20 protein-coding genes are annotated in these 20,081 nt (G+C 50.9%); 14 read left to right on the forward strand and 6 right to left on the reverse strand.

All coding sequences use genetic code 11. The features are described from left to right. Positions 1 to 201: 201 nt before the first annotated feature. The 5 genes from hisF (at position 202) to trxB (ending at position 5,851) form a co-directional block, all read left to right on the forward strand. Positions 202 to 960: an imidazole glycerol phosphate synthase subunit HisF gene (gene hisF / locus ACFQ3W_RS02880; RefSeq protein WP_379316437.1), complete on the forward strand. Its 759-nt coding sequence runs from the start codon at positions 202 to 204 to the stop codon at positions 958 to 960. After that, positions 957 to 1,694, forward strand: coding sequence for a bifunctional phosphoribosyl-AMP cyclohydrolase/phosphoribosyl-ATP diphosphatase HisIE (gene hisIE / locus ACFQ3W_RS02885; protein ID WP_379316439.1), 738 nt, complete (start codon positions 957 to 959; stop codon positions 1,692 to 1,694). Before hisF ends, hisIE begins: the two co-directional genes overlap by 4 nt. Positions 1,695 to 1,709: 15 nt before the next feature. Continuing rightward, positions 1,710 to 2,534: a histidinol-phosphatase HisJ gene (gene hisJ / locus ACFQ3W_RS02890; RefSeq protein WP_379317187.1), complete on the forward strand. Its 825-nt coding sequence runs from the start codon at positions 1,710 to 1,712 to the stop codon at positions 2,532 to 2,534. Between the two features lie 493 nt (positions 2,535 to 3,027). Beyond that, positions 3,028 to 4,779, forward strand: coding sequence for a tetratricopeptide repeat protein (locus ACFQ3W_RS02895; RefSeq protein WP_379316441.1), 1,752 nt, complete (start codon positions 3,028 to 3,030; stop codon positions 4,777 to 4,779). A gap of 115 nt (positions 4,780 to 4,894) precedes the next feature. Beyond that, entirely contained in the window at positions 4,895 to 5,851 is a 957-nt protein-coding gene (trxB, locus tag ACFQ3W_RS02900) for a thioredoxin-disulfide reductase (RefSeq protein WP_379316443.1), read from the forward strand. Between the two features lie 410 nt (positions 5,852 to 6,261). Here trxB and ACFQ3W_RS02905 read toward each other — a convergent pair whose 3' ends face one another. Then, a complete protein-coding gene (locus tag ACFQ3W_RS02905; RefSeq protein ID WP_379316445.1) occupies positions 6,262 to 7,044 on the reverse strand; it encodes an MBL fold metallo-hydrolase in 783 nt (260 codons plus the stop codon). Between the two features lie 141 nt (positions 7,045 to 7,185). Between ACFQ3W_RS02905 and ACFQ3W_RS02910 the strand changes: the two genes are divergently transcribed. Continuing rightward, a complete protein-coding gene (locus ACFQ3W_RS02910) occupies positions 7,186 to 7,611 on the forward strand; it encodes an Lrp/AsnC family transcriptional regulator (RefSeq protein WP_379317189.1) in 426 nt (141 codons plus the stop codon). 371 nt (positions 7,612 to 7,982) lie between these two features. On the opposite strand, the gene ACFQ3W_RS02915 is transcribed toward ACFQ3W_RS02910, so the two are convergent. From ACFQ3W_RS02915 to ACFQ3W_RS02935, 5 genes are all read right to left on the reverse strand, one after another. Beyond that, positions 7,983 to 8,717, reverse strand: a complete 735-nt coding sequence (locus ACFQ3W_RS02915) for an ABC transporter permease (protein WP_379316447.1) — start codon at positions 8,715 to 8,717, stop codon at positions 7,983 to 7,985. Between the two features lies 1 nt (position 8,718). Next, positions 8,719 to 9,435 carry an ABC transporter permease gene (locus ACFQ3W_RS02920; RefSeq protein ID WP_379316449.1) on the reverse strand — a complete coding sequence of 239 codons (717 nt, stop codon included), beginning with the start codon at positions 9,433 to 9,435 and terminating at the stop codon, positions 8,719 to 8,721. Next, a complete protein-coding gene (locus ACFQ3W_RS02925; RefSeq protein ID WP_379316451.1) occupies positions 9,432 to 10,346 on the reverse strand; it encodes an ABC transporter ATP-binding protein in 915 nt (304 codons plus the stop codon). The genes ACFQ3W_RS02920 and ACFQ3W_RS02925 overlap by 4 nt, the downstream gene beginning before the upstream one ends. Positions 10,347 to 10,416: 70 nt before the next feature. Further along, entirely contained in the window at positions 10,417 to 11,814 is a 1,398-nt protein-coding gene (locus tag ACFQ3W_RS02930; protein ID WP_379316453.1) for a sensor histidine kinase, read from the reverse strand. After that, positions 11,811 to 12,488 carry a response regulator transcription factor gene (locus tag ACFQ3W_RS02935; protein WP_379316455.1) on the reverse strand — a complete coding sequence of 226 codons (678 nt, stop codon included), beginning with the start codon at positions 12,486 to 12,488 and terminating at the stop codon, positions 11,811 to 11,813. The genes ACFQ3W_RS02930 and ACFQ3W_RS02935 overlap by 4 nt, the downstream gene beginning before the upstream one ends. A gap of 173 nt (positions 12,489 to 12,661) precedes the next feature. On the opposite strand from ACFQ3W_RS02935, the gene ACFQ3W_RS02940 reads away from it, so the two are divergent. The 8 genes from ACFQ3W_RS02940 (at position 12,662) to ACFQ3W_RS02975 (ending at position 20,058) form a co-directional block, all read left to right on the forward strand. Next, a complete protein-coding gene (locus tag ACFQ3W_RS02940) occupies positions 12,662 to 12,889 on the forward strand; it encodes a DUF1858 domain-containing protein (protein WP_379316457.1) in 228 nt (75 codons plus the stop codon). Positions 12,890 to 12,917: 28 nt separating this feature from the next. Further along, on the forward strand, positions 12,918 to 14,201 hold the full coding sequence (locus ACFQ3W_RS02945; protein ID WP_379316459.1) for a DUF438 domain-containing protein: 1,284 nt from the start codon (positions 12,918 to 12,920) through the stop codon (positions 14,199 to 14,201). A 469-nt stretch (positions 14,202 to 14,670) separates the two neighbouring features. Beyond that, on the forward strand, positions 14,671 to 15,621 hold the full coding sequence (locus tag ACFQ3W_RS02950) for an ROK family glucokinase (protein ID WP_379316461.1): 951 nt from the start codon (positions 14,671 to 14,673) through the stop codon (positions 15,619 to 15,621). A gap of 55 nt (positions 15,622 to 15,676) precedes the next feature. Beyond that, complete coding sequence (gene rapZ, locus ACFQ3W_RS02955) at positions 15,677 to 16,570, forward strand: RNase adapter RapZ (RefSeq protein ID WP_379316463.1); 894 nt, start codon at positions 15,677 to 15,679, stop codon at positions 16,568 to 16,570. 88 nt (positions 16,571 to 16,658) lie between these two features. After that, complete coding sequence (locus ACFQ3W_RS02960; protein ID WP_379317191.1) at positions 16,659 to 17,603, forward strand: gluconeogenesis factor YvcK family protein; 945 nt, start codon at positions 16,659 to 16,661, stop codon at positions 17,601 to 17,603. A gap of 5 nt (positions 17,604 to 17,608) precedes the next feature. Then, on the forward strand, positions 17,609 to 18,538 hold the full coding sequence (gene whiA, locus ACFQ3W_RS02965; protein ID WP_379316465.1) for a DNA-binding protein WhiA: 930 nt from the start codon (positions 17,609 to 17,611) through the stop codon (positions 18,536 to 18,538). Positions 18,539 to 18,640: 102 nt separating this feature from the next. Then, positions 18,641 to 18,910, forward strand: a complete 270-nt coding sequence (locus tag ACFQ3W_RS02970; protein WP_188541858.1) for an HPr family phosphocarrier protein — start codon at positions 18,641 to 18,643, stop codon at positions 18,908 to 18,910. 392 nt (positions 18,911 to 19,302) lie between these two features. After that, the gene (locus ACFQ3W_RS02975) at positions 19,303 to 20,058 is read left to right on the forward strand and encodes an SIMPL domain-containing protein (protein WP_379316468.1); all 756 of its coding nucleotides are present in this window, start codon (positions 19,303 to 19,305) and stop codon (positions 20,056 to 20,058) included. Positions 20,059 to 20,081: the final 23 nt, after the last annotated feature.

The raw sequence follows: 20,081 nt of genomic DNA on the forward strand, positions 1-20,081 counted from the left end.
GAGGAGCGCTGCTCGGTAGAAGTTGAGCTACTGAGAAAAGTACGGGAAATTTGTAGGCACACGAGGATATTTAAGCCGGGGCGGTCTTTGATAGAATGAACAGTAACGGTACATCTATGATGAGGACGGCAGATATAGATAGATTTAAAGTCAGTAGTAATCGTGTTCCGCGAACACGGTGAGAAAGGAAGTCGAACCAGCATGCTCGCAAAACGCATTATTCCCTGCCTGGACGTGAAGGATGGGCGGGTCGTGAAGGGCGTAAACTTTGTCAACCTCCGCGATGCCGGTGATCCGGTTGAGCTGGCGGCATTGTATGACCGCGAGGGGGCGGATGAGCTCGTTTTTTTGGACATTTCAGCATCTGTTGAAGGTCGAGCAACGATGATCGAGGTGGTCAGAAAGACAGCCGGCGAAATCGCTATCCCCTTTACTGTAGGTGGCGGCATCTCCCAGGTCGATGACATGAAACGTCTGCTGCGGGCGGGCGCCGACAAGATCGGCATTAATACGGCTGCCATTCTGAATCCCGAGCTAATCTCCGACGGTGCGCGCCGCTTCGGCTCCCAGTGCATCGTGGTGGCCGTTGATGCCAAGTACAATGCCGCCTGGGGCGAATGGGAGGTCTACACGCATGGCGGCCGAAAGCCGACCGGAATCCGTGCACTCGCCTGGGTGCAGGAGGCCGAGTCCTGTGGAGCGGGGGAGATCCTGCTGACAAGCATGGATGCCGACGGCACCAAAGATGGATTTGATCTGCCGCTGACCAAGGCAGTGAGCAGTACGGTGGGCATTCCAGTCATCGCCTCGGGCGGTGCGGGGAAGACGGGCGATTTTTACGAGGTGTTTACGGAAGGACTGGCGGATGCCGCGCTGGCGGCGACGATTTTTCACTATAAGGAAATTGCGATACCGGACTTAAAGCATGAGCTAAAAGCTAAAGGGGTGGAAATACGATGACGGAAAAGGAAAATGAACCGCTGCAACTATCGCTGTCGTTCGAGGAATTGGAGCAAGCGATTCGCTGGGATGCGAACGGGCTCGTCCCGGCTATTGTGCAGGATGCGGATAGCAAGGAGGTTCTGATGCTGGCGTATATGAACCGCGAGTCGCTGCAAAAATCGATCGCTTCCGGCCAAACGTGGTTTTGGAGCCGCTCACGCACGGAGCTGTGGAACAAAGGGGCGACGTCCGGCAATACGCAGCAGATTACCGCGCTTCGCTACGACTGTGACGGCGATACGCTGCTATTGGAGGTCCATCCGAAAGGACCCGCGTGTCACACAGGCGAAACGAGCTGTTTTTACCGGACGGCAGCGGCTAGCAAGTCTGAGTCTGAAGCTGCTGCGGCAGCCGAAAACAGTGGCGCTGGCATTACCCCAGGCGGCAGCACCGAGCGCTTCCAAGTGCTTGCCGAGCTGGAGCAGCTCATCGCAGATCGCTACGTGCAGCGCCCTGAGGGCGCTTATACCACTTACTTGTTCGATAAAGGACTCGATAAAATTCTGAAAAAAGTGGGTGAGGAAACCGCCGAATCGATCATCGCCGCCAAAAACCTCGACAACGACGAGCTAAGATATGAAGTGAGTGATCTGATCTATCACCTGTTGGTTTTGCTGCGCGAGCGCGGCCTGCCGTTGAATGAAATTATGCAGGAGCTGGAGCGGCGTCATGAACGCCCGCGCCGGGACTAAAGCGGGGTGTCAAAAATGCTGATCGATTACCATACGCATCATGATCGCTGCGGGCATGCCGTTGGGAAGCTGGGGGACTACATCCAAAGAGGCATCGAAATTGGCTTGTCCCAGATTGGTGTGTCCGACCATATGCCGCTCCTTCATGTCGATCCGGACAATTATTATCCGGAGATGGGCATGGCCTTGGAGGAGCTCCCTCGTTATGTGGAGGAAGCGTTGGCTCTTAAAGACAAGTACCGCGGACAAATTGATGTAAAAGTCGGCCTGGAGGGCGATTACATCGAAGGCTGGGAAGAGCAGATCGAAGCCATCGTAAACGGGTATCCGTGGGATTATATAATCGGGTCGGTGCATTTTCTGGGCGAATGGGATGTGTCGGATTATCGGCAGGTCCACAACTGGGAGGGGCAGGACATTTTTGCTGTATATGAACGGTATTACGATGCGGTGAAAAAAGCGGCCCAAACTGGCTTTTATGATATTATGGGCCATCTGGATGTCATTAAGCGTTTTGGGCACAAGCCCGATCCGTCGCAGCAGGCGGATACTGAACAGCTGGAGCTTGCGGCGCTATCCGCGATCGCCGAAGCCGACATTGCGATGGAGCTTAATGCCTCCGGGCTGTCGAAGCCGTGCGCAGAAATGTTTCCGAGCTGGCGGATTCTGGAGTCTGCCATCCAAATGGGTATTCCACTAACCGTTGGGTCCGACGCCCATGATCCCCTGAAGCTTGGCGAGCATTTGAACGTTGCCCGGCAAACGCTGTACGACCTTGGGGTTCGCGAATTGGCCACTTTTGAAGGGCGAAAAAGAATTATGGTGCCTTTTGAAGGGTAAAACAGAATGAGTTTGAACAAAAAGTGCCATTCGATGCCGGGTGGCATTTTTGTTTTGCTTGATATGATAGCTGATAAGCGTACGGTCTATTTTTTTGTAAAACGTCTAATCGCCTTTATGATGAGAACGCCTATCCCAACTCCTAAAAATACAAGTATTAGAAGGGCGATCAAACTAATCACCGTATTCTCCCAAACGAAATGCATACTCGGCACCTCCTTTCCACCTGGTAATCTCCTTTTGTCCCGTACATCGGCCAAGTCTCGTTTACGTAGATTCATAGTCTGTCCTTGCTCGTCTATCAAATGAACCCGAAATTTCCCTACTGCATTCCCCGTGGGAGGACAGCTTTCACTATGGTATACTGTGAGTTGGAGAGTTCACGAAGCGACATATACTTCAATTTTAAAATGTTTTATCCTCGTATGGCAAACTAGGTTATGACATGGATATAGATGAACGCTGCAAAAGACAAATAAAGGAGGTGCCTTGCTTGAAGGAGAAAAAAAACTCGGCGGAAACCAAGCTGGGTAAAGTACTGCCAATCTCAATGGATGCGGGCTTTTTCTTTGAGAGAGCTGTCTCTTCTTTGGACCGCTATCACTATGACAAGGCATTGAAATATTTTCGCAAGGCGGTGGAGTATGAACCGGGGAATCCGGTGAACCACTGCAATATGGCAGGGATTCTGTCGGAGATGGGAGATTATGAGGCATCCAATGCCGTATTATCGACCGTCTTGGAGGAAATCGATCCGACGATGACGGAATGCTATTTCTATATGGCGAACAACTACGCGAATATGGATCTGTTCGAAGCCGCGGAGGAAGCGTTGGTCACCTATCTGGAAGAGGACCCGAGCGGCCAGTTTCTGGCCGAAGCGGAGGAGATGATGGATCTGCTCCAATATGAGCTGGACCGTCCGACCAAGCTGAGAAGCATCAAGTCCAGCAAAGGCATGTTTGAGCATGATCAAGCCAGAGAACTGCTGGAGGAAGGAAAGTTCAGCCAAGCAGTGAAAATGCTGGAGGAGCTTGTCCAGAAGCAGCCTGATTTCTTCGCTGCCCGTAACAACCTGGCCCTTGGGTATTATTATCTCGGCCTGTTCGATAAAGCGCTGGAGACGGTTCATGAGGTGTTGACCCAGGATCCTGGCAATCTGCACGGATTGTGCAATTTGGCGATTTTTTATCAGCATGAAGGAAAAGTGGAGGCCCTGCAGCAGCTCGCGGAACGACTCAGCAGAATCGTACCTTTCCACCAGGAGCATGTGTTCAAGCTTGCGACGACGATGGGCATTCTGGGTAAGCATGAAGCGGCCTACGGTCACTTTAGACGGCTGCTTCGAGATCAGGACATGAGCAAAGACCCGAGTGTATTCCATTATGCAGCGGTAGCGGCTTATTATACGGGACGGGTGTCCGAGGCGAAAAAGCTGTGGCAATCGGTCAAGAGACTTGACCCAGTCTCAAGTGTGGCCGATTATTACCTGAGCCGTCTGGAGGAGGCTTTGGAGAGCTCGGCGGTAACTGATGCGCAGGCTCCATTTTCGGTGAACTATCAGTATGTACTTCCTTTTGAAGAACAGCTCAAGCAGTGGGGGGCTTCCGAAGACGGCATTCCGCCGGAGCTGCAGAACAACCCGGTGATCCGCTCTTCGTTCTTCTGGGCGCTGCGTCACGGTGATTCGAGAATGAAGCTCCAGGTGATTCAGGCGCTCGGGCTTATTGCCGATCAAGAGGTCGAGGAAGCGCTGGAGGCGTTTCTGCTGGAGCCAGAGGAAGACCAAAGCTTGAAGGATATGGCGTTGTTCGTACTCCGCAGTATGGGGGTAACGAAGTCGCTTCCCGTGCGTTCTGGCGAAACAACAACGATGGTCGACCCAAGCCAGACAGCTACCAAGCTGCCGGTATGGCGGAGCGAATGGCAGGCAGTCATCAACCTTGCAATCGGGAAAATGAATGATTCCAGCTTCGACCTTCAGCAGCAGCACGATGCGGAGACGTTGTGGGTCGAGTTTCTCACCCGTTTGTATCCCGATCCGCCTTCGATTACTCATCTGGAGGGGTGGGCATGCGCGCTCGAATATTTAACGGCAAAAATGCATCGCCTTTACGTAACGTATGAATCGGTAGCGAAAAAGTACGGCATATCGGCTTCGACCGCTCGCAGATACGTTTGCCGGGTTGATGAGGTGTGCGGTGTGAAAGAGAAGATAGAGGCGATTTTTTCGTCGGTCCGATAGATTTCGGGTAAAGCGAATCCAACTTGGGGAAAACTTGAATATAGAAAGATCAATTAAATAATAGTGAATTATGAATTGATTGATTTTAAGGAACCAAGGAGGAGGTTACAGCGTTATGGTGCACAAAACCATGGTGGTCGGAACCGGCCCGGCCGGGCTGACGGCGGCTATTTATTTGGCAAGAGCAAACTTAAGTCCGCTGGTGATTGAGGGGCTGGAGCCGGGGGGACAGCTCACGACGACGACGGATGTGGAGAACTTTCCCGGCTTTCCAGAAGGCATTATGGGGCCGGAGCTAATGGCGAATATGCGCAAGCAGGCGGAGCGGTTCGGCGCAAATTTTCGCAACGGCTGGGTCGAGCAGGTTGATTTCTCTAACCGTCCGTTTAAGGTGACTATAGAGGGCGAGGTGCTGGAGGCTGAAACAGTCATCATCTCAACAGGGGCCTCGGCCAGATATCTCGGCATTCCGGGCGAACAGGAGAATGTCGGGCGAGGCGTGAGCACATGCGCAACGTGTGACGGATTTTTTTTTCGCGGCAAAAAAATTATCGTTGTCGGCGGGGGCGACTCCGCCATGGAGGAAGCGAGCTTCCTGACGCGGTTTGCCTCTCAGGTGACGCTGGTGCACCGGCGTGACGAGCTGCGCGCCTCGAAGATTATGCAGGAGCGCGTCAAAGGCAATGAGAAGATCGATTGGGCTTTGAATCGGTCGCCTCTTGAGGTCGCGGTAGGCGACAACGGCGTCGTCAGCGGGCTGAAGGTTCGCAACAATGAAAGCGGTCAGGAAGAACTGCTTGAAGCGGATGGGGTGTTTGTGGCGATCGGTCATACGCCCAATACGAAGTTTCTCGGCGGGGCGATTCAGACCGATGAGCACGGGTATATCGTCGTAAAGCCGGGGACGACGGAAACGAATGTGCCGGGCGTCTTCGCCTGCGGCGACGTCCAGGACATCCGGTACCGCCAGGCCATTACGGCGGCGGGCTCCGGCTGTATGGCGGCGATGGACTGCGAGAAGCTCCTTGAAGGGAGCATGGTGCACGACTGGAGCGGTCCGGTCGGCTCCTAGTGCCTATCCGAGCCTTGACGCTGCAGCATAGCAGATAAATAGAAAGCTGTCTCACCTTTTTGATCCGTTTATCGGGACCGGGAGAGACAGCTTTTTAGTGTGTTTGTTTGAAGCAAAGCTATGGCCATGGCTAAGCGGGTGAGTGGATTGAAAGTGAATCTCCGAGTTAAAGGATGCGTTACCTTCAGACAGGTCGCACCCTACGCGAAATAGGGGTAAAAAATGGACCTATTCCGTCGATTTTGGGCACCTCTGAGCAAATAAGGGAATTTTATGGACCTATATTTGCTTTGATGGCAGCCAAATGGCTATTTGTACAGGCTAAATGATGAAATAAGGCCCCAAAATTCCCCTATTTTCCGCACGGGATGCTAAATCGGCGAAATAGGGCCATAAATGTCCCTTATTCACTAGTTGGCTGGTAGATGGTCTGTTGTTACATTCACCCATTCTCCATCCTCGGGAATTGCAACTTGCTGCGTCAACCCCTCAGCTTCTAGGCGCCGCCGGAGATCGCTACGGGTTACCAAGCAGTGATTAATGGCGTCCATATGCACGGCAATGACCTGCGTATCCGGAGCATGGCGGCACAGACTGACGATTTGATCGTCATCCATTGTGATTGGCCCGCCGGTGAGAAAACGTGCTCCTCCCGCGTTAACGACCACTACGTCCGGGTGGTGATCATCAAGCGCCTGAATTACCTCCTCGCACCAAATTGTGTCTCCGGCGAGATAGAGTGTCGGTTCGCATGGCGCTCGGAATACAAAGCCGGATACCGAACCCATCATCTGCCCGATCTCCCCGGTACCATGCTGCCCACCCGTTCGCACCAGAGATACTCTTCCAAACTCTAAATCATTCACAATCGGAGATACCCGAGTGAACCCAAGCGATTCAAAATGACTCTCGTCTCCGGGCTGGCAGAGGATCGGCGTCGTTTTAGGCAGCAGCATGGCCGCTGCCTCATCCCAGTGGTCAGGATGCAGGTGGGTCACGACCACGGCGTCAGGATGAAGCAGTTGATCAACCGCCACTCCCATCGGCAGCGGCACCAGCGGGTTGCGCCGGTCGTTGGCCGAGTTCATGACCGGAGGATTTGCTCCGGCTTTTGCGAACATCGGGTCGATCAGAAACTTGCGACTTCCATATTCCAGCCACAGTGTGGCGTGGCGAATCAGTTGTATTTTCAAAGGAATGCACCCCTTTATGTTAAGATAGGATATTTGCTACAATTCTATTGTAGAAGGAAATGAACATTCGCCCCATAACCTGGTGAAAGGAAACGGCGCGGATCACTTACGCCATGAAAGGATTGACCGACCTTGACCTATATCCCTGACCTGGACGACACGGATCTGAACATTTTACGGCTTTTGCTCGAGGATGCCAGTCAATCATTTAAACAAATCGGCCAGTCTGTGCATCTCACCGGGCAGGCCGTCGGGGCCAGAGTACGGAAGCTGCAGGATCTTGGCGTCATTGAAGGCCATACGTTACGCTGGAATCCGGAGAAGATCGGGCTTACTGTGCATGCTTTTGTGACGGTGTTTCTGTCATCGGGCGCTTCACACCAGCGGTTTCATAAGTTTATCGAAGAAAATGACAGTATTGCGGAGGTACATCGAGTAAGTGGCGAGGGATGCTACTGGATGCGGGTCCGGGTCGATACATCGGCGCGGTTGAACGATCTGCTGAACCGTTTGCTCGCCTTCGGCAACTACAAGGTCAGTCTATCGATTGAGCGGCTGAAGGGTTGATATTACTCACCGTCCGACGCGCTCAGCGCGAGGATATTCATACTAACCCCATACGTTTGTGCACTAGATGTATTTCGTACAGCTATTTTTACGCGAATTTTAAATTTATGGATTTTAACTGCATTTCCTACATCTAATCGGGCCAATTTGGCTTGAGCGGTTTATTTTGCTGCTTTTAGCTGTACTTTCTGCAATTAAATGCTTGAAACTCTAGGCAAGGCGGTGTTTAATTGTACGAAATACATTTAATAAGCTGCATGTTCCCATGAGTTCCTGCATCAGTTGCCCCAAGTTCCGCCCCTTACCTTCATTAGCTGTGAAACGTTAAAAAAGAGTGCCGGATTGGCACTCTTTTTTTTACACTTCTTATCTTAAATCGCTTTCCGCTGAAAATGCACCAGACCTGCAAGCATAAAGATGAGGAAGCTGCCCAGTACGGTAATCATCAAGCTCTCCAGCGGCAAATTGAATGCGCCATAAGATTCCTGTCCACTCGGCATCATCGCGAGGATCGGCTGAGCCCAAGGATAAAACGGGGCAAATGTCGATGAGTTTACGATGAGCAGGTTTGGTATCGTGAACGATACATTCACAGCGAGCGGAGCAGCGAAGCTGGACCAGGTTAGCGATACGCCGAGCTGCAGAGCGACTAGCGGCAGGCAAGCAATGAGGCCGCCGATCAGGCTGACAGCGATCATGTCCCACGGAATCGGGGCAGCGATGCCTTTTACCCAGGCTGCCAAAAGAAGTGCGCCTAAAAAGATAGCCTGACAGATGATCAGCAATACGAACACAACGGTAAACTTGGCAAAGTAGACGGCGGTACGTGAAACCGGCAGAACGAGGAGCTGTTTCCAGCCACCCCCGATATGTTCATAACGGCAAATGTATGCCGGGAATAATCCGGCCATAATCGGGAGAAAGAGAAGTCCATGCAGCATGACCATTGCCGTTAGCAGTACTGGCCACTGGTCTTCGATGGAAGGGAGTTTTACCGAAACCCCAACCAACAAGGACAGAAGCGGGCTGGCGAACAGAACGATCCATAGGCGGGACTTTGACATCTTCAACCGTTCCGACGCAAGGACATTCAGAAACGTCTTCATATTAATCAACATCCTTTCGGTTGAAGTGAATCAGTCCGACGAGCAAAATGGCCAATCCCGTGGCCGCTCCGGCGGTAATGAACCAAATCTGATGCGGACCTAAAAATCCGAAAAGTGGCCAATTGAGCGGGAACCACTCCGACAGGTTCATCGTGAATGGAGATACGATAGATACCGTCACGCCCAGGGATACCGGCAGAGACTGGTTACGGAAAGTCAACGAGAGCCAAAGCTGAAGGGCCAGCAGCGGCAGCGCGCCCAAGAGCGGGTAGAATCCCATCGTAGCAACCTGATCAAAGGGAATATCTGCGGCGCCAAATCCGAAGCATAGTCCCAGTATGATCGTGCCAATCGTAAGCAGTATGCAGGATACACACAGTAGCAGGAAGCAGAGCAGAAACTTTGCGCTAAATACAGCCGTACGCGATATCGGCAGTGCAAGAAGCTGCTTCCAGGAGCTGAGTTGATGCTCGACATTCGCCACAAGTGAACTAACGAGCGTGCAGCCAAGATAAAGGGCGATCGGTACAAAAATCATAATATTCTCAATCAAACCGCCCCATGGATCTTTGGCATACTGTTTCATTAAGTAGTCAAAGCGAAGCCCGTAATTGAGCGCCTGCATGGCGATAAGTCCGATCGGGGCCAAAAAGATCAGAAACCAGATTCCTTTCCGGCGAATCTTCAGAAAATCCGCCGACAGCGAACGAAACATCATGACGCGGTCCCCTCCCCGATGACCTGCATGAAGATGTCCTCCAGGGATTTCTTATTTTGTTCTACCCGGTAGATGGCATGTCCGTTCTCAACCAGGGCTTTCACCAGAGTTGCTACCTGCGGGTCTTGCATCCCCGGGAACGTCAGCAGTCCATTTTTCAACGTGCCAACCGCTCCCATGTCGCGAGCAATCCACAGCGCCGAATCAGGCTCGGATACAACAAACTCCATATCACTGACGGATTCCAGACGCAAGTTCTCAATCGTATCCTGGAACACCATCTGTCCCTCGCGGATTATTCCGACGGTGTTGGCCATCAGCTCCATTTCCCCAAGCAGGTGGCTGGAGACGAGGACGGTGATCCCATACTGCTTCGGCATGCTCTTGATCAGCTCGCGAATTTCGTGAATCCCGGTAGGGTCGAGTCCATTGGTCGGTTCATCCAGAATGAGCAGGTCCGGGCTGCCGAGCAAAGAGGCAGCAATACCGAGCCGCTGCTTCATCCCGAGCGAAAATCCCTTAACCGGTCTGCGCGCCTCGCTGGTAAGCGAGACAATTTCCAATACTTCATCGATACGAGACTTCGGCACCTGCAAAATCCGGCGAATCGCCTCCAGATTGTCGAAGGCGCTTAGGTGCCCGTAATAGGACGGATATTCGACCAGAGAACCGATACGGCGCAGGATCGCCAATTTGTCTTTTTGCAGCTCCTTCCCGAAAATACGGATCGAACCGGCTGTTGGTTGGATGAGCCCGAGCAGCATCCGGATGGTCGTCGTTTTTCCGGCCCCGTTTGGTCCGAGAAAACCGTAAATATCTCCCTTAGCAATTTCTAAATTCAAATGGTCCACTGCGGCGCGGCCGCGATATTTTTTCGTTAAACCTTGCGTTTGAATGATCAATTCACTCACGATTATCACCTCGAGAACTATCATATCGTCCGAAGTTTAAACGTGAAGTGGGGGCAAGTTTAAGTTTTGTTTAAAAAGCGGCCGGGAAAATGTACATTCGTGTGCCCGCGCTGGACGATTCCGTTTCCCGTATCAGGTGCATTTCCCTCAGCAGCAAATCGACGATTTGCAGTCCCAGCCCGGCCCCGCTGGCCTGGGAAGCTACCTCCATACCGGGACCGTGGTCGCTAATAACGAGTGCGGTGACGTTTCGCCATGGCTCCAGCGTGATGCCGACGTAACCGCCCGATCCTGCGTGGCGGACCAGGTTTTGAAACAGGTTGTCGAGCACCCGGCGCAGACCCTGCTCATCGATTTGCCAATACAGTGGCTCATCGTCCGGTAGATCGATGTCTGGGGAGATTCCGGCTTTTTCCCAAACCGGATACCAAGCAGCCGCGCTTTGCCGAACAATCCGCAGCACGTCCTTTTTCTCCAGATTGACGGCATAACGTCCGCTGGATAGCAAATTATAAGATAACAGATGATCCATGAGGACGGATAAATCTGTTATCTTCGTTTCCATGAGGGTCAGCGATTGCTTCCCATGCTCGGACAAAGGTTCCTCACGAAGCGAATACAAGTGACTGGCGAGCACTGTCAGTGGCGTTCGCAAATCATGGGACAGGTGGCTGATCAGATTTTTGCGCAGTTCTTCTTCCTGATGTTCCCGTTTCTTGCTGCTCTCCAGTTGATAAACCATACGGTTGAAGGCTTGCTCCAAACGGCCGATTTCGTCCGGACGTCCCGCCTGGATCGGCGCAGGCATGCCGTCCTTTTGCGTGAGAGTCATCCCATATTCCAGACGCAGCAGTCTTTTACGAATATCCCGGAAAAACAAATAGGACAGCAAAATGAAAAAACCTAGCAACAAAGCGATAATTACCCCGAAGAAGCGGCCGTCATCCGGCCCATCGTGAGCAGTGCGGTTGAGAAAGCGGCGCGGCAGCTCCAGCACCATGAATCCCTGCCGCATCTTCTCGTTTCCGCCGATAAAGGCGACGACCGTGAAGGGGTCGGAGTTGGACCTATTTTTCATAAATGCGATCGTATCCTCCAGAGACCATTTGGTTGGCAGGTCGGTTTGCTTAGGAAGCTGCAGGTGTGTAGTTCCCGAGGAATCCACCCAGTACAGCGAGGCATCGGCATATTTGCGTTTGAGCTCTCTAAGCTTGTTGTCAATCGCTTCCGGCTTGGCATTACGCAGCGACAGTGCCTCTTTGTGCCATCTGTTCTCCACATCGGTTCCGGTCCCGTAGGGGAGCGTTTTTGTGTACGGCTCATGCGGGTGAATCATATAACTGACGCCCCAGGAGGCGATATAGCTGATCGGAATCAGAATGGGTATAAAAATAAGCGCCAAAACGTTGATCAGCACATACCGCGTAAGCAGCGAGTTTTTAAACTTGTAAATCGGCTTGAGCTTCATGCTTTCACCCGATACCCGATGCCGCGAATCGTCTCAATGACTTCAGGGTTCGCGGGATCTCTTTCGATTTTTTCGCGCAGATGGCGAATATGTACCATTAATGTTTTATCTCCATCAAGGTAAGTTTCACCCCATACGGCTTCATAAATTTGTTCTTTAGTCAGAATTTGCCCCAAATGACGGAGCAGAAAGATGAAAATGTAATACTGCTTACCGGTCAGGACAATTTCTTCGCCTGTATCTTGATTAAAGATTCGATTTTCCTTTTCATGAATGAGTAAATGCTTGATCCGCAGTGGCTGCGCATCTTGGCTTCCACTGCGGCGCAGCAGCACCTCTATGCGGGCTACCAGCTCGTCCGGGTGGAACGGCTTGGTCAAATAATCGTCAGCAAATTTGAGCCCTTGCAGCTTGTCATCGATCGAAGACCGAGCAGACAGCATCAATATAGGAAGCTCAGGGTATTGTTTCTTGAGCCGACCACCGACAGTGAATCCATCCAGGCCGGGTAGCATCACGTCCAGAATCACAAGCCCGCATGCGGCTGCTTCCTCTACAGCACGTTCACCGCTCGTTAGCCAGGTTACGGCATAGCCGCGGTCCTGCAAATTTTGGCTGACCCATTCGCCGATTTCCTTGTCGTCTTCAATATATAGCAGATGTGTACTTGTCATCACGGTCCCCTCCTGACTCTATTTTGGCAAAATCCCAGCAAAAAAGAAACGGCCTGTTTCTCATTCCCGTTCAGTTTGTGAGTGGAATCACAAATACGACCCTTGTTGTATGCTACGTTGGATACGAGAATAATTATCATTCAAATTTTAGTGAATGAAGGCGGCGATCGCAGATGACGAAAACGATTGATTTGCGCAAAACCGTATATGAGCTGTGCTCGGCGGATCCCGGTATACTGGACGTCATGGTGGAGCTTGGATTCGAGCAAATCGCCAAACCGGGGATGCTGCAGAGCGCAGGACGTTTTATGACGATTCCAAAAGGAGCCAGATTGAAAAAGATCGGTCTGGATACGATAAAATCAGCTTTTCAGGCGAGAGGCTACGAAATTATAGAGTAAATTATTTACGATATGGGAGGAACGAAATATGAGCGAACTGATCAATAACCGCGAGCACAGCGTGCCGGAGCAAGGGCGCCGTCAGGAGCTGCTCAAGCAAATCATCAAGGAGCTTCATCAGGGGAAAAGCGTTGAGGAAGTCAAAGCACGTTTTGAGGAAGCGGTCGGCGACGTGACGGTCACGGAAATTTCCGCGATGGAGCATGCGTTGATGGAAGAGGAAGGCATTCCGGTGTCCGAAGTACAGCGTCTGTGCTCGGTGCATACAGCGATCTTCAAAGGCTCGATTGAGGAGATTCACCGCTCGTCCAAGCCGGAGGAGCAGCCTGGTCATCCGGTGCACACGTTCAAGCTGGAAAATCGCGAGATTGAGCGCCTGGTAAACTTTAAGCTGCAGCTGCATCTGGATAAGTTCCGCAAGGACGACCGCGAGGAGATTGTCTTTAAGCTGCTGGAGGACCTCAGCCTCCTTCTCGATCTTGATAAACACTACAGCCGGAAGGAAAATCTGTTGTTCCCTTACCTTGAGCGGTACGGCATTTACGGCCCGACTACTGTGATGTGGGGCGTCGATGACGGCATCCGCGCCATGATCAAAGAGGTCAAGGGCAAACTGGGGAACGGGGAAACGGATAAAGAGGAAATTTGCGGCGATCTGGAGCGTATCATTAAGGAAGTCAACGAGATGATCTTTAAGGAAGAAAATATTTTGCTGCCGATGGCATTGGAGAAATTGACGGAGGACGAGTGGGTCAAGATCGCTCGGGAAAGCGATGAGATCGGATTTTGTCTGACGGCTCCGGAACGGGAATGGATTCCCGAACGCGTGCCGCTGCCAGATGAGGAAGGCGGCAATCCAGCGGAGGGCGGCAGGTCGGATTCAAATCCAGAGCAGGGCCATGCGCCGCAGGGCTTCGTGAAGTTCGAAACGGGCCTATTATCGATGGAACAGCTCGAAGCGTTGATGAACCATCTGCCGGTGGACCTGACGTTTATTGACGAGAATGACGTGGTTCGTTACTTCTCCCATGGCAAGGAACGGATATTCGCTCGGACCAAGGCTGTAATTGGCCGTACCGTGCAGAATTGCCATCCGCCGCAAAGCGTACATGTCGTTAATAAGCTGCTGGCTGATTTCAAAGCCGGCCGGAAGGATTCCGAGGATTTCTGGATTCAAATCAAAGACAAATTCGTGTACATCCGCTACTTTGCGGTGCGCAGTGAAGACGGACGATACCTAGGCACTCTGGAATTTACGCAAAATATCGCCCCGATTCGCGAGCTTGAGGGACAAAAGCGAATTTTATCTTAGTTTGGTTGCCTTCAGCCCCAACTTTCGCTAACAGCGAAGGAGGGGGCTTTTTTTACTGAGTCAGCGTGTTGGAAACTAAGCTTAACTAAACGAAGTGATGTAAATGTAGGAATCGGTAATCTACGTCAAATAGATGCACAAAATACATTTAGATTGAGCGGCGACCTGGGGTCGGACGTGGTCGGGTCAAGGTAAAGGACATACGGAATACCTGCTCTTCTTTGCTCCTGCTTGTGATCAACTTCATATACCACAATCCCTTGTCTCCCTAGGGTTTTGCGTATCCTGCCTTCTCTTGACCGAACGGGAGGGTTCGCTTATAGTTGGTACGTAGGAGCAAAATGGCCCAAACAGGCAGTTCTAATCCGTAACCTACGGATTTAGGACACAGGAGATTAAAGCTCTATTTAGCGAAAAATACTAACCAAACCGATTTACCATATTATTTGAGAAAAAGGTGGCTTGTGAAATGTCTGAAAAAATCTACATCGGTGTTGACCTAGGCGGTACGGCAATCAAAGTCGGCATTTGTAATGAAGAAGGGCAGCTGCTTCATACGTATGAAGGTCCGACCGAAGTCGCTAAGGGCGCGGATACGGTCGTCGCCAACATCGAGAAGTACGTCCGGCAAGTCGTAGAAGAATCGCCGTTCGCTTGGGAGCAGGTAGCAGGAGTTGGCGCCGGGGTCGCCGGATTTACCAATGTCCGCGAAGGCATCATTATTCTTGCTCCGAATGTAGGTTTGAAGGATCTCCACATTCGTGAAATCCTGGAGCAGCGACTCGGCAAGCCGATCAAAATAGACAACGATGCCAATGTAGCAGCTTTAGGTGAAGCCTGGGGCGGCGCAGGCAAAGGCATAGAAAACTGCGTCTGCTATACGCTGGGCACTGGCGTCGGCGGGGGTATTATTATCAACGGCAAGATCTACCAAGGTTTCTCCGGGATGGCCGGCGAACTGGGACATATGTCTGTTGTTCCTGATTTGGAAGCGATCGGCTGCGGCTGTGGTCAAATGGGCTGCCTTGAGACCGTTTCTTCCGCAACGGGCATTATTCGTATGGCGAAGGACGCGGTTGCCCGCGGGGACCGCACTTCACTCTCGCACGTCGAGAACATTATGGCGAAAGACGTATTCGATGCCGCGAAGGAAGGCGACGAGGCGGCGATCCGCATCGTAAACCGGGCGGCTTACTACCTGGGCAAATCGATGGCTGCGGTTGCTGTCATTCTGAATCCGGAGCTGTTTATTGTAGGCGGCGGCGTTTCCAAAGCAGGAGATATTCTGTTTAACGAAATTCGCAGCGTGTTTGCGAAGCTGACGCCAGAGCCAGTACAAAAGGGTATGAAAATCGTGCCCGCCACTTTAGGAAATGACGCAGGAATGGTTGGCGCTGCAGGCCTGTTCCTTCGCTCCTAGACAAACCAGGCGGATTCTAACGGAACAAAGTGAATTTAAGCGGGGAGGGATTACAATGCCGGAAAAGGAAACGAGTTCAGTAGCCAATCTGATTATCATTACGGGCATGTCGGGTGCAGGGAAGTCGCTTGCCGTACGGAGTTTGGAGGATCTCGGATTTTTCTGCGTGGATAATTTGCCTCCGGTGCTGATTCCCAAATTTGCTGAACTTATTGAGCAATCAAAAGGGAAAATCGCCAAAATCGCGCTTGTTATCGACCTACGCGGCCGTGAGTTTTTCACCGCGCTGTCGGAGTCATTAGCATATATTAAAGATCATTTCACCATTAAATGTGAAATTCTGTTCCTGGATGCGACCGATTCCATACTCGTTCAAAGATATAAGGAGAGCCGACGTCGCCACCCTCTCGCTCCTGAAGGTATGCCGCTTGACGGGATAAAGCTGGAGCGGAAGATGCTGGATGAGCTAAGAATGTCAGCTACCCAGGTGATCGATACAAGCAACATGAAGCCGGCACAGTTGAAGGAGAAAATCATATCCCGGTTTTCTCATCTGGAGAGCAGCAACTTATCCGTAAACATTACTTCATTCGGTTTTAAATATGGAATACCGATCGATGCCGATCTGGTATTTGATGTTCGTTTTTTGCCAAATCCCCATTACATTGAGCAGCTTCGTCCACACACCGGACAAGACAGCGATGTATATGATTATGTAATGAAGTGGCCGGAGACGCAAACCTTCCTGATCAAGCTGCTCGATCTACTGCACTTCTTATTGCCGCAGTACCACAAAGAGGGCAAAAGTCAGGTCATTATTGCGATCGGCTGCACCGGAGGCAAGCACCGCTCGGTGGCTATTGCCGAATATCTAGGCCGGATGCTCGGAGCCAGCGAAACGGAGACCGTTCGCGTAAGTCACCGAGACGAGGGCCGAGACCGGAATTAAACGAGCTTCTCATTGGAACTCGAATTAAGAGGTGAACCATTAAGTGATACATCGGGCTAAGGAAGGAAGAGTTCCGCGAATCGTCGTAATGGGCGGGGGAACGGGGCTGTCCGTCATGCTTCGCGGATTAAAGGAGAAACCGCTCGATATCACGGCTATTGTAACTGTAGCCGACGATGGGGGCAGCTCTGGTATTCTTCGAAATGAATTGCAAATGCCGCCTCCTGGCGATATTCGCAACGTACTGACAGCATTGGCTGATGTTGAACCGCTTTTGTCGGATATGCTGAACTATCGTTTTTCGGCAGGTTCCGGACTAGCTGGGCACAGCTTGGGCAACCTAATTTTAGCGGCAATTACGGATATATCCGGTGACTTTGTTACCGCGGTACGTGAGCTAAGCCGCGTGTTTGCTGTGCGGGGGCGGGTGCTTCCGGCCGCAGGTCAAGCGGTTGTGCTCCATGCGGAGATGGAGGACGGCACGATCGTCACTGGGGAATCGAAGATCCCGCAGGTCAGAGGTAAGATCAAACGGATTTTTCTCGAGCCTGAAGTTGTTGAACCGCTTCCTGAGGCGGTGGATGCGATTCGGGAAGCCGATGCAATTCTGATCGGTCCGGGAAGTCTGTATACAAGCATTATCCCAAATTTGCTGGTGCCGAAGCTGGCGGAGGCGATTTTGGAAAACTCGTCGGCTATCAAAATTTTTATATGCAATGTAATGACGCAGCCTGGAGAAACGGACGGCTATACGGTGAGTGATCACCTGCAGGCGGTATACGACCATGTTGGCCAGCACTTATTTGATTATATTATTGTAAATGATGGCGAAATACCGACGCAGGTTCAAGATTTTTACGCCGAAAAAGGTGCCAAGCCGGTGGAAGTCGACTGGGATAACGTCACCGGTCAAGGCTATAAAGTTATAGCGGACACGCTCGTGTTGTTCCGCCGTTATTTACGGCATGATGCGGACAAACTGAGCCATCACATTTATCAGCTTGTGCAAAACTGGATTTTACGAAAGAGGTGAGTCCCTTGTCATTTGCGGCGCAAACCAAAAAAGAGCTGACGATGGTCGAAGCATCCGCTTGCTGCGAGCAGGCCGAGCTATCTGCGCTGATCCGGATGAACGGTTCGGTTCAGGTTTCGAACAAGAAAGTGATTTTGGATATCTCCACGGAAAACGCCGCGATCGCAAGGCGAATATATTCTTTGCTGAAGAAGCATTTTCAAATTCATACGGAACTGCTCGTTCGCAAAAAAATGCGTCTCAAGAAAAACAACGTGTATATCGTGCGGATTCCGGCCAGAGTGCAGGAAATTTTAAAGGAATTGAAGATTGTTTCGGAAGGGTTTATTTTTACGCCTGGGATTAATCCGGAGCTGACCCGGAAAAACTGTTGTAAGCGGGCTTACCTGCGCGGAGCGTTTATGGCCGGCGGCTCGGTCAACAATCCGGAAGGTTCGTCCTATCACCTGGAGATTGCCTCGATGTACGAGGAGCACTGCAAGGCTTTGGTGGACCTGGCGAATGAGTTTCATTTGAATGCTCGCTGCATTGAGCGGAAGAAGGGTTTTATCTTCTATATCAAAGAGGGCGAGAAAATTATCGAACTGCTCAGCATCATCGGTGCCCATCAAGCTTTGTTCAAGTTTGAGGATGTGCGTATCATGCGCGATATGCGCAACTCTGTCAATCGGATCGTCAACTGCGAAACGGCGAATCTCAACAAGACGATCGGCGCGGCTGTGCGGCAGATTGACAATATCAAGCTGCTGCAAAAGGAAGTGGGGCTCGAAAACCTGCCCGAGAAGCTGCGTGAGGTTGCGGAGGTTCGGTTGGCCCATCCTGATATGAACCTTAAAGAAGTGGGCGAGCTGCTCAAAGGTACGGTCAGTAAGTCCGGCGTAAACCATCGACTGCGTAAAATTGATGAGCTGGCGGAAAAAATTCGCGGGTCTTAAGGTGGTTATGCTAGTGCGTTCCACCTGGGTATGCTATAATGATATAAATTATAATGCCACGAATTGGAACAACGTGATGAATTCGTATAGGGGGTAAGATTCATGGTTAAAAACCCGGTAACCGTTCGTTTGAAAACGGGACTTCATGCCCGGCCGGCTGCGCTCTTCGTTCAGGAAGCGAATAAATACTCATCGGAAATTTTCGTTGAAAAAGATGATAAAAAAGTCAATGCCAAGAGCATTATGGGTATTATGAGTTTGGCGATCAGCACGGGTACCGAGATATACATCAGTGCTGAGGGTGCGGATGCGGAACAGGCTGCAAACGCTTTAATCAATTTGGTCAGCAAGGAAGAATTGGAGAACCAATAATTTAACGGTTTTCTACATTAGAGGGGGATGTTTTCGCTCGTTTTACGGGTGAAGCATCCCCTTTTTTGCTATTACAGGACGTGTAAGTTCGGTTCCCACGCTCAGTAGATGCATTGATCTACGAGTGAACTTACTAATTGCATTTTGTACAATTAAATATCGACTTATGGGAAGCCTTGAGCATTTAGATGCAGAAAGTGCAGTTAAAAGGAGTGAAATCACCCTGACAAGCCTCATTACCCCATTTTAAATGTACATTATGCAATTAGAATTCAAAAACCTACGATTTGTCCGAAAATAGATGCACTAAATACACTTAGGTTTAAAAAATTGCAACATTTGTTCTTCGTATACGTCTAGTAGGTAAAATAACTGATGGAGGTTTTGAACATATGAAAACCTGGATGAAACCTGTAGGGTCTCTTGTAATTGCCGGATCTTTGCTGGCTGGCGGAACGTTGCTTGGCGGTGTGTTTGATACAGCCACCCCTGCCTATGCTGAAAGCGATATACAAAAGAATGTAGTGAATGTTGTGGGAAGCGGGGAGATTTCTGTAAAGCCGGATATCGCTTATTTATCGATCGGTATCGTGACAGAGGCAAATACGGCGAAGGAAGCGCAAAGTGCCAATGCGACGAAGGTGGCGGCTCTGACTAAGTTGCTCAAGGAAACCTGGGGCATAAGCGACAAAGATATTCAAACGGACCAGTTCTACGTACAACCGAACTACACTTACAGTGACAAAGAAGGTCAAAAAATTAAAGGTTATTCGGCAGGGCATACGCTGAATGTAGCTTACCGTGATTTGACGAAGGTTGGACAGCTGCTGGATGCGGCTTCTGCGGCAGGGGCTAATCGGATCGACAACATCCGTTTCAGTGCCGAGCATCCGGAAAAATATCAAGAGCAAGTGATCCAAAAAGCGATGGCCGATGCGAATTCGAAAGCTTCAGCGATCACCAAAGCAGCGAACCGTCAGCTCGGTATCGTATTAAGCATTAGCCAGTCGGATATCAGTACTCCGGTTTATATGCAGAACTATAAGATGGAGACGGCTAGTGCTGCAGATTCTGCAGCCGGTAGCTCTGTTGAGCCGGGAGAAATCAACGTACGAACAACGCTTAGCGTCATGTATGAAATGAAATAAATTCGAAAACGAAATATTTTTTG

The sequence above is a fragment of the Paenibacillus puldeungensis genome (assembly GCF_042678945.1).
GTDB classification, from domain to species: domain Bacteria; phylum Bacillota; class Bacilli; order Paenibacillales; family Paenibacillaceae; genus Fontibacillus; species Fontibacillus puldeungensis.

Coding starts and splice junctions, on each gene's coding strand:
- ACFQ3W_RS02970 (WP_188541858.1), top strand. CDS start 18,641: ATGGTTAAAAACCCGGTAACCGTTCGTTTGAAAACGGGACTTCATGCC.
- ACFQ3W_RS02935 (WP_379316455.1), bottom strand. CDS start 12,488: ATGACAAGTACACATCTGCTATATATTGAAGACGACAAGGAAATCGGC.
- ACFQ3W_RS02950 (WP_379316461.1), top strand. CDS start 14,671: ATGTCTGAAAAAATCTACATCGGTGTTGACCTAGGCGGTACGGCAATC.
- hisF (WP_379316437.1), top strand. CDS start 202: ATGCTCGCAAAACGCATTATTCCCTGCCTGGACGTGAAGGATGGGCGG.
- ACFQ3W_RS02975 (WP_379316468.1), top strand. CDS start 19,303: ATGAAAACCTGGATGAAACCTGTAGGGTCTCTTGTAATTGCCGGATCT.
- ACFQ3W_RS02915 (WP_379316447.1), bottom strand. CDS start 8,717: ATGAAGACGTTTCTGAATGTCCTTGCGTCGGAACGGTTGAAGATGTCA.
- ACFQ3W_RS02930 (WP_379316453.1), bottom strand. CDS start 11,814: ATGAAGCTCAAGCCGATTTACAAGTTTAAAAACTCGCTGCTTACGCGG.
- ACFQ3W_RS02940 (WP_379316457.1), top strand. CDS start 12,662: ATGACGAAAACGATTGATTTGCGCAAAACCGTATATGAGCTGTGCTCG.
- ACFQ3W_RS02920 (WP_379316449.1), bottom strand. CDS start 9,435: ATGATGTTTCGTTCGCTGTCGGCGGATTTTCTGAAGATTCGCCGGAAA.
- ACFQ3W_RS02945 (WP_379316459.1), top strand. CDS start 12,918: ATGAGCGAACTGATCAATAACCGCGAGCACAGCGTGCCGGAGCAAGGG.
- hisIE (WP_379316439.1), top strand. CDS start 957: ATGACGGAAAAGGAAAATGAACCGCTGCAACTATCGCTGTCGTTCGAG.
- trxB (WP_379316443.1), top strand. CDS start 4,895: ATGGTGCACAAAACCATGGTGGTCGGAACCGGCCCGGCCGGGCTGACG.
- hisJ (WP_379317187.1), top strand. CDS start 1,710: ATGCTGATCGATTACCATACGCATCATGATCGCTGCGGGCATGCCGTT.
- ACFQ3W_RS02960 (WP_379317191.1), top strand. CDS start 16,659: ATGGGCGGGGGAACGGGGCTGTCCGTCATGCTTCGCGGATTAAAGGAG.
- rapZ (WP_379316463.1), top strand. CDS start 15,677: ATGCCGGAAAAGGAAACGAGTTCAGTAGCCAATCTGATTATCATTACG.